The organism is Allomuricauda sp. R78024, assembly GCF_044596045.1.
GTDB lineage: Bacteria > Bacteroidota > Bacteroidia > Flavobacteriales > Flavobacteriaceae > Flagellimonas.
This window is the reverse complement of record NZ_CP138995.1, coordinates 3,092,137-3,108,654: the sequence shown is the minus strand read 5'-3', so window position 1 is coordinate 3,108,654 and position 16,518 is coordinate 3,092,137. Positions and strand designations below refer to the sequence as shown.

9 protein-coding genes and 2 tRNA genes are annotated in these 16,518 nt (G+C 37.4%); 6 read left to right on the top strand and 5 right to left on the bottom strand.

Annotation, left to right across the window (positions count from 1 at the left end; translation table 11 throughout):
• Window positions 1-21 precede the first annotated feature (21 nt).
• The 5 genes from SJY44_RS13980 to SJY44_RS13960 all read left to right on the top strand — a co-directional run bounded on the left by SJY44_RS13980 (window position 22) and on the right by SJY44_RS13960 (window position 7,685).
• Window positions 22-105, top strand: a tRNA-Ser gene (locus tag SJY44_RS13980).
• 34 nt (window positions 106-139) lie between these two features.
• Window positions 140-214: transfer RNA gene (locus tag SJY44_RS13975), tRNA-Pro, on the top strand.
• Between the two features lie 225 nt (window positions 215-439).
• Entirely contained in the window at window positions 440-1,690 is a 1,251-nt protein-coding gene (locus SJY44_RS13970) for a site-specific integrase (RefSeq protein WP_396590209.1), read from the top strand.
• A gap of 395 nt (window positions 1,691-2,085) precedes the next feature.
• On the top strand, window positions 2,086-6,147 hold the full coding sequence (locus SJY44_RS13965) for a leucine-rich repeat protein (protein ID WP_396590208.1): 4,062 nt from the start codon (window positions 2,086-2,088) through the stop codon (window positions 6,145-6,147).
• Window positions 6,148-7,136: 989 nt separating this feature from the next.
• Window positions 7,137-7,685, top strand: coding sequence for a BfmA/BtgA family mobilization protein (locus tag SJY44_RS13960; RefSeq protein ID WP_396590207.1), 549 nt, complete (start codon window positions 7,137-7,139; stop codon window positions 7,683-7,685).
• 192 nt (window positions 7,686-7,877) lie between these two features.
• Here SJY44_RS13960 and SJY44_RS13955 read toward each other — a convergent pair whose 3' ends face one another.
• Genes SJY44_RS13955 through SJY44_RS13935 form a run of 5 tightly spaced genes read right to left on the bottom strand, consistent with a single transcriptional unit; the run spans window position 7,878 to window position 14,492 of the window.
• Window positions 7,878-9,470 (bottom strand): DNA methyltransferase, encoded by a 1,593-nt coding sequence (locus SJY44_RS13955; RefSeq protein WP_396590206.1) that lies wholly within the window; start codon window positions 9,468-9,470, stop codon window positions 7,878-7,880.
• A complete protein-coding gene (locus tag SJY44_RS13950) occupies window positions 9,470-10,684 on the bottom strand; it encodes an AAA family ATPase (protein ID WP_396590205.1) in 1,215 nt (404 codons plus the stop codon). The genes SJY44_RS13955 and SJY44_RS13950 overlap by 1 nt, the downstream gene beginning before the upstream one ends.
• Window positions 10,685-12,289 carry an ATP-binding protein gene (locus SJY44_RS13945; RefSeq protein ID WP_396590204.1) on the bottom strand — a complete coding sequence of 535 codons (1,605 nt, stop codon included), beginning with the start codon at window positions 12,287-12,289 and terminating at the stop codon, window positions 10,685-10,687.
• A gap of 16 nt (window positions 12,290-12,305) precedes the next feature.
• Window positions 12,306-13,739 (bottom strand): nucleotidyl transferase AbiEii/AbiGii toxin family protein, encoded by a 1,434-nt coding sequence (locus SJY44_RS13940; protein ID WP_396590203.1) that lies wholly within the window; start codon window positions 13,737-13,739, stop codon window positions 12,306-12,308.
• A 6-nt stretch (window positions 13,740-13,745) separates the two neighbouring features.
• Window positions 13,746-14,492, bottom strand: coding sequence for a DUF6577 family protein (locus tag SJY44_RS13935; protein WP_396590202.1), 747 nt, complete (start codon window positions 14,490-14,492; stop codon window positions 13,746-13,748).
• Window positions 14,493-15,300: 808 nt separating this feature from the next.
• Between SJY44_RS13935 and SJY44_RS13930 the strand changes: the two genes are divergently transcribed.
• On the top strand, window positions 15,301-16,458 hold the full coding sequence (locus SJY44_RS13930; RefSeq protein ID WP_396590201.1) for a formylglycine-generating enzyme family protein: 1,158 nt from the start codon (window positions 15,301-15,303) through the stop codon (window positions 16,456-16,458).
• The last annotated feature ends 60 nt before the right edge of the window (window positions 16,459-16,518 follow it).

Sequence of the window (16,518 nt, the reverse complement as noted above, 5' to 3'; positions counted from 1 at the left end):
TCATACACAGGTAAGATTATTGGAGAGGTGCCGGAGTGGTAACGGAGCAGATTGCTAATCTGTCGACGCGTAAGTGTCGCATGGGTTCGAGTCCCATTCTCTCCGCAATTTTCTTTTAATTACAAGGATAATCACAATTCGGGGTGTAGCGTAGCCCGGTTATCGCGCCGCGTTTGGGACGCGGAGGTCGCAGGTTCGAATCCTGCCACCCCGACGAACCTAGTAATAGGTAATATCAAAACACTGTTAATCGTATGATTATCAGTGTTTTTTGTTTTTGTTCATTTTTTTTGATATCAAATAATATCAATTAAAACCAATAAAAAGGTGTGCAATTAGGTGTGCAATGTTTCACTGGAATTGTATTAACTTTATGGAGCTTTGAGGCATGATTTGACTTTCGTCCTTACAAATTATTGTTGAATCAAAGTCATTAAGAATGAAATCAAAAAGCACCTTCACCCTTATTTTCTTCACCAGAAAGTCAAGAAGTAATCCCAAACAATTATCCATCTATGTACGCATTACCGTAGCGGGCAAGCGTGCTGAAATCAGTTTAAAAAGAAATGTCCATGTAGCCCAATGGGACAGTACCAAAACCAAAGGAAAGGGCAATACGGAAAAGATAAGGATTCTGAACGCCTATCTAGACCAAGTATATACCAAACTGCTCCAATGTCACAAAGAGCTGTTAGGGGAAGATAAAATCATATCCTCGGATGCGATAAAAACCAGATATTTAGGAGAAGATGATAGCAGTAAGACCCTACAGGAACTAATAAGCTACCATAATGGCAATATGGTGCGTGTTTTGAAAGCAGGAACCATGAAAAACTATTATACCACGGAAAAGTACTTGCACCGATTTTTGGACAAAAAAAGAAAAGTAAAAGACATGTACCTGAAACAGGTAAATTATAGATTTATCACAGATTTTGAACATTACCTACGTGATTACAAGGATTCCAAGAAACAACTATCTATGGGAAACAATGGGGTAATGAAGCATTTGGAACGTTTCAAGAAAATGATAAACCTAGCCATTAAACTGGAATGGATGCATAAAAACCCGTTTGACCGCTTCCAATTAAAATACGATAAATACGATAGGGCATTTTTAACGGAAAGGGAACTGGAACTATTGGAGAACACGGATTTTAAAAGTGACTGCTTACAGCGGATAAAAGATTGCTTTGTTTTTTCATGCTATACGGGACTATCGTATGTAGATGTAAAGGAGCTTACAGAAGATAATATTGTTAAGGGCATAGATAACAATAATTGGATTTATACCAAACGAGAGAAAACGGATGAACCAGTAAAAGTGCCCATATTGCCCAAGGCATGGTCAATACTTGAAAAATATAGAGCAGCCCAAGATATGGGTGTCACAAACAATCTGTTGCCCATAAGCTCCAACCAAAAAGTAAATACTTACTTAAAAGAAATAATGAAGTCCTGCGGTATCCATAAGGACATTTCGTTTCATGTTGCCAGACATACCTTTGCCACAACGGTAATGCTGTCCAATGGCGTGCCCATAGAAACGGTGTCCAAGCTATTGGGACATACCAAGCTGTCCACTACCCAGATATATGCCAGAGTGGTCGAGAGCAAGATAAGCGAGGATATAAACAACTTGTTGGAACGATTTGAGGAAAAGAGAAACAAAAGTTTAAGCAATTGTTGAGCCCTTCTCCCACAAAAAACGAGGGGAATCGTTGTTTCCGATCCCCGCCGTTGCCATTAATATACTCAAAAGCCAAAAAAAAAACGCTTTACCCTTATGAAGACCAATGGTCAATCTGGCCCCATGCCATCACTCGATTGGGAATACTTTCTGTTGGATAGCCTTTGTCGGCGACAAAGGTAGGTTTCGGTACGGGAGGGGACGATAAAATGTGCCCATATCGTTTAAAACTGAGGACGAACAGACCATCAAATGGGATTTCTGGATTTTCAAAATCCCAGAAACACTCAGTTATGTCCCTTTTTTAATAGGGTTCGACACTAAATATTGGATATTTCCCTTGTATGGTCATTTTTTGCTTGTAATTAATATTCATTAAGTCAAAAACTATCAAAATGAAAAAAAAATTACAATTAATAATGTCCGTCATCTTTATGGCATTGGCGAGCCTTACCACCTATGGCCGAAGTGTAGGGGACCAATTTGACGTTGATGGCATCAAATACGAGATTGCCTCTACCACTCCAGCCCAAGTTGATATCGTGGGCTATGATGCCAATTCCGGAACAGAAGTGACCATCCCCCGAACAGTCAGCTATCAAGGCACCGATTACCAGGTGACCTTTATTGCGAATAATGCTTTTAAAGAAAAGCAATTGACCGAGGTGGCCTTCACCCCTCCGAGCAATGTGACCAGAATCTGGGGAGAAGCTTTTAGTGGCAACCGATTGACCCATCTGACCATTCCGGAAAGCGTGACCCATATTGGGCATGGTACTTTTTGGAACAACCCCCTTTTCCAGGTGACGGTGGAGGCTCTCGATCCACCTGTGATCGGTCAGTATAGCTTTCAGGGGCGTGGCAATATAAACCTTGTAGTGCCACCCAATAAAGTACAAGCTTACAAGGACGCAGATTATTGGAAAGATTTCGGATTTATTACCTCTCACGCCTTTACCGTTGATGGCATCACATACGGAATTGTCCCTACCTCTCCTACTGAAGTAAGGGTGATGGGCTATACTGGCACCGCCACAGCCGTGACCATCCCCCAAACGGTCAGCGACCAAGGCAACGATTACCAGGTGACCGTTATTGGTAAAAGAGCTTTTAGGCAAAAGGGATTGACCGAGGTAACCTTCACCCCTCCGAGCAATGTGACCAGTATCGAGGAAGGTGCTTTTGATATAAACCAATTGACCAGTATTGTCATTCCGGAAAGTATCACCAAAATTGAGAAGTGGGTCTTTGCCCAAAACAAGTTAGAAGAATTGTTTATACCGGCCACTGTGGAATCTATTGGGTACCAGGCCTTTTATATAAACGGGAACCTTACCCAGGTAAGGGCCGAACGTAATCCACCAACAACGGTTGATCCAACTGCCTTTCAAAGTAGTGGCAATGGCAACATAAATCTTTTGGTAGGCTCCTTTGGTGCTATACAAGCTTATAGAGATGCAGGGTGGACGAAGGACATAGGGATCAATACCGTCACCATGGGAACCACTGTCGTTGATGGTGTTAGATACGGAATTACTACCGCTCAACCCGAGGCAACGTTAATGGATGTTGTTTCTGAGATCCCATCTACATTGACTATTCCCCCAACGGTGGATATTGACGGGAGCCCCTACCCCGTGACCGCTATAGCCGATAATGCCATTCGTACGCGAAATCTGGTAGATGTCATCATACCGAGCACGAGCAAAATAAAGAGTATTGGGTTCCAGGCCTTTTATAATGTGCCGGACCTTAAACGGGTAAGAGTGGAGCTCGACGATCCACCTACGCTCGATGCAGATGCCTTTGAGTATCCATACCGTACCGAAATCATAGACCTGATAGTGCCCGAAGGTAAGGAGCAAGTTTATATGGATGCAGGGTGGACGGGTTTCAAATCCATCTCTTCCTTCATAGGGCGGGAACATTTCGCTCATCACTTCCTTTGGGAAATCACATCGATATCTCCCAATAAAGTAAAGCTCTTGCGATATAGTGGTCCGGCAGGTGAAGTGGAAATTCCCTCAGAAGTCACATACCACTCATTCTTAGAAGACAATATGTATTTGGTCACCGCTGTTGGGGACTCAGCTTTTAATAATGATTTTTTTCTAGGAAGGGAATTGACTAAGGTTATCATACCCGATGGCGTGAGATCAATCGGGAATTCTGCTTTTGCACAGAACCAATTGACCGAGGTCGACATCCCCGATGGTGTGACATCGATCGGGCAAGATGCTTTTTGGCAAAACCGATTGACCGGTGTCGAGATTCCGGAAAGTGTGACCAGCCTTGGGCAACGGGCATTTGGACATAACGACTTTACCGAGGTGGCCATACCGAACGGTATCACCAGAATCGAGAAGTGGACCTTTGCCCAAACCGGTTTAGAAGAGGTGACCCTACCGGGCAATGTGGAATATATCGGGGAACAGGCATTTTTTGAGAACGATTTGGAAAGGGTGACCATACCGGGCAATGTAAGGACCATAGATCTGTATGCTTTTCAGGGGAACCCGGACCTTCGCCTGGTGACGGTGGAGGCCGACGATCCCCCATCCCTCCATGAGCTTGCCTTTTCCAATGCGGACCGCGGCCAAATAGACCTTGTGGTGCCCATGGGCAGGAAACAGGAGTATCTGGACAATGGGTGGCACGGGTTCAGGTCCATCAGCTACGGGATCTTTACCGTTGATAACATCATATACGGAATTACCTCCCGAACCGAGGTAATGGTGGTGGGCTATACCGGTACGGACACGGCCGTCACCATCCCCGAAACGGCGGATGATGGCGAGTACGCCTACACGGTGGCCGCCATCGGAAAAGGAGCCCTTCAGAACAAGGGACTGACCGATGTTGGGATTCCATCCAGTGTCACCAGTATCGGGGAAGGGGCATTTAGTGACAACCAATTGACAGCGGTTACCCTACCGGGCGGTGTGGAACGTATAGATGGCTTCGCCTTTCATAACAACCCGGGCCTTGCGTTGGTGACGGTAGAGGCCAATGATCCACCGGTACTCGATGCAACTGCCTTTGCCAATGCGAACCGCCACCAAATCGACCTTGTGGTGCCCACGGGCAAGAGACAAGCTTATGAGGATAACGGGTGGGGCGGCTTCAGGTCCATATCGGAAAAGATCGAGGTTTCAATAGACTCGCCGGCGGAAACGATCAATCTATCGTCCTTTACGGTCACCATTCGGTTTGATATGGATGTGACAGGTTTTACTGTGGACGACATTGATCTGGTCAATGCCACGGCAGACCATTTTACGGGCAGCGGTTCCACATATACCGTAGAGATCGCCCCAACATCCTGTAACGGTACCGTCCGGATCGATGTCCCTGCAAATGCAACGGATATGGCCAATTTGGCGGCAACGGCCACGGTGACCGTAGTAGAGGATCCCGACCTACTTGTAGCGGCCGCAAGGGATATCACCGTTCAGCTGGATACCAACGGGCAGGTCACCATCTTGCCAGGGGATGTGGACAATGGTTCCGCTTATGGCTGTGGCAACGCCCCGGAACTGAGCTTGGATATGGATACCTTTGATTGTGGCAATGTGGGCACTCCTGTAACGGTCACCCTGACCGCGACCCAAGGTACGGAAAGTGCTACGGCCACCGCCTTGGTAACCGTGGAGGAGAATCCCGACCTGGTGGCCAATGCAAAGGATATCACCGTTCAGCTCGATGCCAGCGGGCAGGCGACCATCCTGCCAGGGGATGTGGACAATGGTTCCGCTTATGGCTGTGGCGGCACCCCGGAACTGGGCCTGGACATCGATACCTTTTATTGCAGTGATGTGGGCACCACTGTAACGGTCACCCTTACCGCTACCTCTGGAGATCAAACGGATATCTCGACCGCTGTGGTGACCGTGGAAAGTACTGTCAACAGCCTTGTGGCCGTTGCCAAGGATATTACCGTTCAACTGGATGCCGATGGAACGGCCACCATCGGCCCTGGCCAGATCGACAATGGTTCCGGGAGCGGTTGTAACAACATCAGCACCATTTCATTGAGTCTGGACAGGGATGTTTTTACCTGTGACGATGTGGGTATGGCAACCGTTGTGCTTACGGCCACACAAGGTAGTGAAACGGCAACGGCGACCGCCACGGTGACCGTGGAGGCGAGCGGAAATTGCACCCCTGAACCTGAGCCTAGGCCCCTTGTGGATTTCAAGAGAGGGTTTTCCCCCAACGGCGATGGCATTGGCGATACCTTGGTGATCGAAGGTCTTGAACAATATGGGAACAACGTGTTGATGATATATGACCTGAGCCAACGCCTTCTGTTCAGTTCCCATTATGGTGGACCGGGCGATGGTTGGGATGGCACCGATAAACGCGGACTGGTGCCCGTTGGCTCCTACGTATGTGTGATAGACTACAACGAACCGGGACTGGGCCACGAAGCAAGGATGATCTATGTCAATTATTGATCGTTCCCTGCTTCCCCATAGCAATAATAAAAAAAATTGGGTTTAATATGTCCATGTCCGATAGCGGCCCGTCCCTGTTCCGGACACTTGGACAAGAATAATTTTGGGAACGAACGATCAAACCCTTTATTCGATGGGCCGAGGGCGTTTTAAAAAAAAGAAAAACAGTGTGCGGATAGGCTATGCCCATGACGCTTCCCTGACACCGGTAAGCAATTATAGAAGGGGCAACCATGAGGTGATATTGAAGTTCCCGATACGGATTGCGGGAAAACAAGCACGAACACAAGAATAGGGCGGGGACAAGCAGCATACACCAATTATAAACTATGTGGCGTGTACAGGTACAACAGTTCAAATATATATGGAACAGCAGCAAACAAAGATATATAATACCGATCGTAGGGTCGGTATGAGCTACTGTGTGGTAAAATAAGGGTACTTAGGTTGCCCTGGCATTGTTGAAATGGAACAACCCTTCCCAAGGTCGAGTTGTTTCCAGTCCAACAAGCATTCCATCATCATTATATTTTTTAATTTTCAGTTTTTTCCAGAACCATATTTTTTAGTGCCAAAACACATCAAATGGGGGCAGACAACGTTTTTCTTTCGATGGTGAATACACTATATTTATAAAGCTGAATACAGCATTTTTTTAAGTACGGTTATCTACTTTTTTTGATTTGACTTTCCAGATGAACCATACACATCAATATGTAATATAGGAAGGAATGTAAGTTCCTAAAAAAGGCATCTGACTTTTTAGTCAGGTGGCTCGGAATTTTGACCAGCGGGAAAAATGGAGAAGCAAGAGGGTAGCGTGCTGGCGCAGCGCTACGTTTTCCATTTACTCCGTAAAGCCCCTGTTTATAGATGGTTTGGGTTTTTATAAGCTTTGAGACGATAAAACAAATTGTCACAAAACCTTTGAAAAACCCCATAAACATTAAAAAATATTGTCACAATATAGACTATAAAACATAACCCAAATGGATGATTTTAAAACGGTACGGATAAAAAAGAAGACCCTATTAAGGTTCAAAAAGTTTTCAAGGAAAGTTAGTGGTAACTATTCCAAAACATTGGATATGGTCATGGACTTTTTCGAGTGGCATGGTTTTTTGCCATCTGACCGTTTTGGAAAGAGTATGGTAGAGGAAATCATAAAGAACCGAAAACGAACCAATGCATCGATTGCCATTATAAAGGATATAGAAAAGAGCCAAACCTTACCAACCATGGCGATGTTACAATCCTTATTTGAACATCAGGAAAACGATAGTGATTTTGAGGATGATTTTGATTTTATAGAAAAGAAATTTCCCAATGGAAAACCAGAAGAAGAGTGGATTGAAGAGACTACCGTTCCCAGAATTAGCTATGACCGATTAGAAGATAAAATGGATTTTCTAAAAAAGGACTTTAGTTATGTATTGGACAACGTCAAACTTGTAAAAAGCAGTTTTGGGAAACCTTATTTTAAGTTAGGGCTTACTGAAGGAGAGCTTGATAAGTTTAAAAGAAATCTGAAAAGATGAGAGTCTATGACATTGGTGATTTTTCTGAAAATTATTAATCATTCTATTTGTGGATTATTATAGAGTCTTTTGTTAGAATTTTTAGAAACTTAAAGACAATCGTCGTATTATTTTTTCCAAAAACTTTAGAGAACAATCTAATAAGTGAAATTAGTTTTTAATAGAATATGGCTAGCCATATTCTATTAAAAACTAATTTAAGTTATTGATAAGCTTAATCGCCTGACTTAATTTAAAAAATTGGTTTTTCTTTAAAAGTTTAAAAAAAAGTTCGTTTAATATCTCATATTTTTCAATGCCCTCTTTTTTCTCCTTTACATTTCCAATTAATTTGCCGAGAGTAGCTTCACCTTTTACTCCATTAAGTAAATAGATATTGTTTAGAGGAGTAGTGGCTTTTTCATATGTCAAAACAAAATCAGTTTTTAAACCTATTTCTCTATTATCTTGCACAACTGAATTTGCAGAATAGCTTAATGTTTCTATATTTTTAAGTTTAAACCCTATTTCATTCAAAGAGTTAATAATATTAATCCAAGTTTCATCATCTAAACTATTAAACATTAATGTGAACTTTTTACCAGGTTTTAAAATCCTATATATTTCACGAAAAGTATCGTTTAATAAATTATTATAACTAGCCTGATCCTTTTGTCTTTCTTTAGAGCCACTTACGATTAATTCATCCTCAAAATTAACTTTATTTCCTAACCAACTGTTCCATAATTGACTTAATTCTAAATATGGAATTCTATCCCCATGAGGAGGGTCTGTAATGATATAATCAACAGAGTTGTCTTGAATATTAATCAAAAATTTTTGAGCAGGCTGATTGGATAAATGGAAACCAGATTTTTTATTTAATAAGTTCGAAAATGAATTGGACTCTTCGGTAAAAGGGAAGTCTTGAAGCTGGTTAGATTTTGCCTTTAGTATTTTTTCATACTTTCTTTCAAAGCAATTCCATACATTAATTTCAAAATGTTCTTTGGGTTGCCAATAGCCAATAACCCAACTTCCTACAGATTTATTTTTAAGCTTAGTTTTTTCTCCGTTATTCTTATCAATCTTTTTATTTATAACAAAAACCATTTTACTTGCTTGCCCCATAGAAGACGTAAAACAAAACTTTAATATATCCCGTACTTTATCATCTTTAACCTGTTCAATTTCATTAAATAAAATTGATAAAGCATAAAGATTTCTAGGAGTAAAAAGTTGGTGAACCTTGTCATTTTTCTTGACGTTAATTCTAGAATTCTCAAACATTTTATTTTTTGGAAACCTTTGCTTTATTCCTTCATAGGTAAAGGACTTCGCTTTTATTATATCATCCTTTTGCGCCTTGGTTTTTTCATATTTTGGCTTACCATTTTTAAACCAAACTTCATCTAAAACTTTGTCTTTCCATATAAAATGCGAAGCTATATGAGAAGTATTATTACGTTTAATTTCATATAGCTCGTTAATTATTGGTTTTGCAAAATCCTCAATTCTTTTATATTCTACATTGAGTAATTCAATATTTATTAGAGAAAGCAATTGACGTGTAATAAAAACTGACGCAGGGTTTATATCCACACCTATAGCTCTTCTATTGCAAACAACACTCTCGATTACTGATATTCCTGACCCAAGAAAGGGGTCAATTATTAAATCACCTTCTTTTGAATTTTTCTCAATTAAGTTCTTAATAATATTTGGAGGCTTTTTCGACCAATATTTATGTAAAGAGTATATGCCTTCATAAGACCCTGATTTATGATTATGTAATTTATTTGTCATTAAGTTAGTGGAATTGTATCTTGTGCATAGGGGTCATCAAAATATGTTTGAGCATAATTTCTCGGAATAAGAGCAGTTTTTGAACTCCCATTATCATTAATTGCTACTGCATAAAATCTATCAACCTTATCATTTTTTGCCATATAAGAACTATGGGAGGTAAATATTATCTGTTCTAAATTATATGAAGTGTTTTTAGTAAGGCTTTTGAAATAATTCAAAATTTCTTTTTGATACTCAGGTGACAAATTGAGTTCTAATTCTTCAATCAAAAGTACTTTTGGATTTGTGCTAATAAACTTCGCAAGAATATACATTAGTTGTTGTACACCCGTGCCGTAGTTTTCAATAGGATATCTTCCGTTTTTGTTTAGCATAATTGTTAAAATATCTTTGCTTTTGGAAAACCCTAAATCAATATCGTTTAATGGATAATTATTTAAATTTTTTGTTAATAATGGTTTACTTCCTGCCGCCTTAGGTTTAAAACTTTCTAAATTAGAAAGCAAATCCATGTATTGCTCATAAGAAGCAGGGTCAAGATAAAGTTGATACAACCAATTTTTGAAATTTTTCGGAGTTAGCTCCCTTTTTTTAGATTTGTCAGACTCATTGCTAAAATACCTGTCACTATCAATTAGTAATACTGAATTGTTAAAAGTTGATAATAACTGATTAAAAACAAGACTATTTCCTTTTAGAGCTGCTGTACTATCAAAATATGCTCCATTAGCGAAAATTTCAATGCCATTTAGAAAACACTTCAACAAATTTACATTGGACACACCATAGTCCTTATATTCAAATTCACCTTCAATAGTAAATGAGTTATTATCATCATAAAGTGCTAATAATTCAGGAATATCAGGCAATGAGTCTCTTACTTCTTCAATTTTTACAGAAAACCAAACATTCTTCGATACATCATTATTAGTGAAGAAAAATGGGGAATCAACTAATTGCCCTTCCCAAAAATTTTGGGTATTGTCTTCAAACCTATTAACCCTTTTTTCAGTACCATCATCTTCAGTCAAAATCACAATTTCTCCACCATATTTCTTTTTAAATAATAGATGCAAAAATTTCATAAGATTTGATTTGCCACTATTATTATAGCCATATATCATATTTACCACTCCAAAAGAATGATCTGGATTAAAATTAAGCTCTTTGAAACTCTTAAAGTTTTTGATATTTACTTCTTTAATTTTCATTTAATTAGTTTTATAATATTCTTTGTAAAATTCTAAAATTTGTTTAGCCATAGAGGAGTAGCTGGCATTATTAATTAGGCCATCTTTATAATTCAATAATAGAAACAAATGCATCTTTATAAATACATCGGTATGTTTGACTCCTCTAAATAGGGGGTATTTTGAATTTATTATTAGTTGTTTCTCATCAATTAATTTGCACGCTGGAAAATCAGAATCATTATAATCCCAATCATCTGTTTTTACATAAAATGTATGCCCCGCAACATTTAGGATACTACTTTTATGTACATCTATATCTTCATTTTTTTTGATATTGTCTGCACTCTGTTTTTCAGGGCTAATTATGACAGTTTTTTCAGAAGTGATGGAAATGTTAGATTTATCATCACTTGCAGTCTTACCAGTTTTTTCTTTTAACAGGGGTGAGCTATCAACCTTTTTGATATTTTTTAGTGAACGTATTGTTTTCTCATCTTCAGCTTTTCTGTCATCACTTTCCTTTTGTAATTTAGCTGAATAATGAATCATCTTTGAAGCAAAAAAAGCTTTTAATTTTTCATAATCAGGATTGTAATTAAAGTTGTCTCTCGAGACTTTAATATCCTTATTCATCCCATCTAAAATATGTATTTCCCCTGTTAATTGTTGAAGCCTCGGGTATCCACCTTGTTTAACTTTTCCTATAAAATTCTCTCTATTCCCTACTCCGACATTTAAATTTCTTATTTTCAAAAACCTTCCTTCGTTTGGATGAATAGGGGTTTCGTCAGTGGTTATTACATATCTGAATTTTATTTCTCCAATAGAATTATAGGTTTCGGTATGTTGGTCTAGTATTCGTTCATCAGCATAAACCTTTCTCAGTAATTCATTTGAATTAAAATAAACAGAAAAAGGGAGACTATTGTTTTTATCCGCAAACAAATTCTGGAAAACAGGATTTTCAAATTTTAATGGTAAATCTTCAGCCAAAACCCATTCTAATTTTTTTATGGGACTAAAATATTTCGGATTATCAATAGAGTATTTACCTATTTGTGATTCACGATTAGGAAACAAAAAATCTCTAGCAACATTGGTGAAACCGTTTAATATTATAGTAGTAAAATGTGCTGAAACATCTTGATTACTAATTCTGGTTCCTCCCTCAATTTTTATGTCTCCAATATTAATAAATTGATTATCTCCGAAATATAAATTGCATGGAATATTAGCATGCATTTCTTCTTCTACTCCTGCTTTCTTCGTTACTATTTTATAGTTTTCAAAAAACGGAAATACAGATAAAAAACCAACACCAAATTTTCCAATTTTCTTTCTCTTTACACTTGTGAAATCTTCAATATTTCTTTTGGTTCCTGCTATTCTTAAATAGAATTCATAATCACTTTCGGACATTCCAGATCCATTATCGCTAATTGTTATCCTTTCATTTTTCAAATCAACATCCACTTTCACTTCTGTTGCAAGGGCATCGTAAGAATTAGTAATTAATTCTTTTAGAGCATTTGGAAAACTATCATATGTAGATTGACTCAAAGTCTTGATAAGACTTTTATCTACAGTAATAACTTTAGGCCATATGTTGGTGTTCTTGTCCATAATTAATGGGATTCTATCATTTTAATTTTTCTCTTAATTTAAAGAGAGGAATTAGAATTTCCTGCTTATTTGAAATTGCTTGCTCTTCTGTTAAACCTATATATTTATAATTATTTAAATAACTAATGTTTTTATTTATGGTATTAAGTATTAGTGATTTTTCATTTTCACTAAAATTGCTTATAACAACCTTGGTATTACTATTCAATTTATCTTTAATAGAGAGTAATGGATCATTATCAGAAAACTTACCATCCCTAGCCCTCTGCCAATAAATTGCATCATTTAAGGATTTAATTTCTTTGCTGGAAAAAGTATTGCTACCGACAGATTTCTTTTTAGGACTTACTTTGTTTTTATCTTTTAATATAGCAGAGTTCATAGAAAAAACAAGGTCGTTAGGAGCAAAAGACAATGATGCTTTATACCAATAAAAAAAAGCTTCTGGATTACTTTTTTTAAGTTTATTTAGCTTATTAAATTGAGCTTCCTCAATCAACCAATCTTTGACTTCTAATGGATTATCAAATTTTTCAATCGTAGTTTTTTCAGTATTTTTTATAATTTCAGATAAGTAAGCCACTTTTGCAGCTGCTGTTATGGCTTCTTCTATATTAAATTTGGTAAGTGTAAAGTTTGTAAAGTTGCTAACTCCAAGCTGGAGATGCTTAAACTCTTCAGATTTAATATCTCTTATTGAAAGAACATAACAAGCCTCTTGTGTATCTTCTAAAACATTGTCTGATGATAATTTTAGTTTTCTGAAAGCTATCTCTTCTTTAACCACTTTTGTGTAACTGTTGCGTACCATTTCCAAATCAGTAATATTATCCATTAAAAAAGCTACATCAAATAATTGCTTAATAATTTCTACAGGCCTTCCTTTGGTATATAATATTCCTGTTGTTTTTGGAGCAAAAGCCGTTAATTTATCTCCTAATATAGAATCAAAGGTTGGCATCTTTACTGTTGTAATTGCATCAGTAGTTTTAATCCAATCGTGCGCAATAGGTAGTCCCATGAGTTCAGGGTACGGATTTGGCGTGTATAAAATGTCAAGCAATATGGGTTCTACACTACCATCAACATTACTTTTATAATACATTTTAAAATGTCCTATAGGGGCATCAGGACTATGCTTTCTATTATTGTCATCTTCCCAATGAGTGAATATTGTTTCTTTACTTATTGTTTCTAGAATAGATTCTATTTCACTTTGAGTATGTTCTGTTATAATATCTATATCGATTGAAAATCTTTTTGGCTCTTTCGTAGCCAATAATAACGCTGTTCCTCCTTTAAAGATGAAATTTAATCCGTTAACTTTAAGCTGTTCTAGAAATACTAAAGCATATATAACCTTCTCAATAAGTTTTGGGTCATATTTCCTACCTAGCTTTGTTTTGACTTCGTAAATCCAATCTGGATGGTATGTTATAGCTTCAATCATTAGCAATTAAGTTTTGGCAAAAATTTGTATTTTTGCCAAAGTTAAATTAGTTATATTTTCTATTTCTTTTTCTCTATTGCGTCTATATGCATATCGTTTCATCCTACTTTTATTAACTTCAAATTTTTCAAATGCCGATGTATAAATAAAGTCTAATTCTCCTTGTTGTGCTGCATATACTTTTGTATCAATAATCATATCGACCAATAGTTTTTCCAATGATGGAATTACTATATTTTCAACTTCTTGAAGAGGTGCTTCTGATATAAGCTGCTTCAAAATAATTACATCGTCACTATTATGGATATATAACTCAAATGTTTCGGCATCTGGATCTAAAAAGACCTGTTTCCCTTGTTCTTTTAAACTATAAAAGACTGATTCTGTCACATCTTTTTCTAATTCTAAAATGGTATAAAATTTAAACGGCTGATGTCTCATAAGTTCATTCAACCATTTTGTATTCCAAATACAGAATTCTATAAAAGGATAGTCTTTCTTAATCTTATTGAATAGACGCTTTAGCCTAACATCAACAATTGGACAAAACTCTTCTTTGCCTTTCATCGCATAAAGACCTCTGGCGGGATTTTTTAGAAGCCCTTCCTTCTTTAAACGTGACAAATACACATTAATAGAACTTTCCTTTAGTTCAGGGAAATCTTTTAAAATACATTCTACCAACTTATTCTTGGGGATGGTTCTTTGCCCCTTAAAATAAGATTGTATTTTGTCTCTTATTGTGTTGTCCAATTTTGTTATTCTTTAATTAAATTTTGGCAAATTACAAAATATTTGCCAAAGTTTAATTGGTTTTTAGCAATAATTATCTTTTATCCAACCTCCATTTCTAAAAGCAATCAAATAGAATAACTGTTGAGCAAAAACTTAACTGATAGCCATAATTGTAAAAAGCATGGAGGATACTTTTACTTGGTTGAAAAACGATTATGACACAAATAAACGGTGTAGTTGAATAGGCTAATAAAATTTGTATCTTTATGATATCAAAGAAGATCAAATTATATCTTCAAAGTTCTTTTTTTGGTTTTAGTGTGCAATTAGGTGTGCACATTTTGAAAAAATGAAGTAAAATACTGAATAACAGTGCAATATAAAAGGGTGGTTAAGTCTGCCACCCCGACTTATAGGTTTTTGAGCAAAACAAATAAAGCCTAATCGTATAAAAACCAGTAAATATTGATTTACTGGTTTTTTTATGCCGCTTTGAGACCATATTTAATGATATCCTATTCAATGCCGTATTGGATTTTTTGTGGTTTTTATATGCTCAAATTTCTTATGGTGTAAGGGTGTAGAATACCTGCACAAACCTTGATTTAACCTTCGTTTTAGTTGAATGTTTCACAAAAACTGAAATGATGAATAAATTAAACAAATTCCATAAGACTTGATCCCAACCAAATATTATCTTAATTTCTATTGGGATCAATCTTTTCCTTCACAGGTTTTTTGCTTTTAAGACCTTCATTAGAATAGTTCTATTTATATTTAAAAAAAACTCAAAACAATCTGCTGAGTCTCCAAATTCCAACCTTAAATGAAACAGTTTATTAGGTATACATCATGGTTAGCAATTATCGTTTTTGTCACTTTCAAAATGAGTTGCAAAGAGCAAGATGTAAAAGAAAGCAGGAGTGAAAAATCAAAATTGATGGAGAAATCAGATTCCAATAATATTGAGAGAGACCCATACATACAGGTTCCTAAAGGGGTAGAAACTCCAAAAGGTATGGTTTGGGTTCCTGGAGCTTATTTCAGTAAAGGCGTTGTTGCCCAAGACAAAATGGCCATGAATCATGAAGGGCCAGCACATAAAGTTGCTGTAGATGGTTTTTTTATGGATATATCTGAGGTGACCAATGAGCAGTTTAGAAAATTTGTTAATGAAACAGATTATGTAACTGTTGCAGAGAGGGAAATTGATTGGCAGGAAATGAAAAAACAACTCCCAGAGGGAACGCCCAAGCCGCATGATAGTATTTTACAACCTGGGTCACTCACTTTCAAAAAAACTAAGAATTCAGTACCCAATCTTTATGATTTTTCGCAATGGTGGAGGTGGACCATTGGAGCAAATTGGAAACACCCATATGGTCCGGAAAGCTCCATTGAAGGAAAAGACGATCATCCTGTAGTACACATTTCTTTTGAGGATGCTATTGCCTATTGTGATTGGGCAGGGAGAAGATTACCCACTGAAGCGGAATGGGAATTGGCAGCGAAGGGAGATAAAAGAAATTCCATTTTTTTCTGGGGTGATGATATCTCGCTTTTAGGTGAAAATGCAAATACCTGGGAAGGAGAGTTTCCTGTGGAAAATACACAGAAAGATGGATTTGAAGGAAGTGCGCCAATAAAATCGTATGCTCCCAATAGTTTGGGGTTGTATGATATGGCAGGAAACGTATGGGAATGGACTAGCGATTGGTATAACACTCATCACTACCAGAAACAGGCCAATGCTAAAAAGGTGCCCTTAAACCCAACGGGAGCAATTTCTCCCTATAACCAACAGAATCCTTATGCCAAAGAAAAAGTAATGAAAGGAGGCTCATTTTTATGTAGTGACTCTTATTGTGCAAGTTATAGGGTTTCGGCGCGAATGGCTACTAGTATTGATTCATCATTAGAACACTTAGGATTTAGAACTGTAGTCACCACTCAAATGTTACAGGAACAAACAGTAAATAAGTAAATGCAGATGCCTTTTCTGTTATTAGAAGAATTTATAATGGTATAAAAGAAATGAACACGG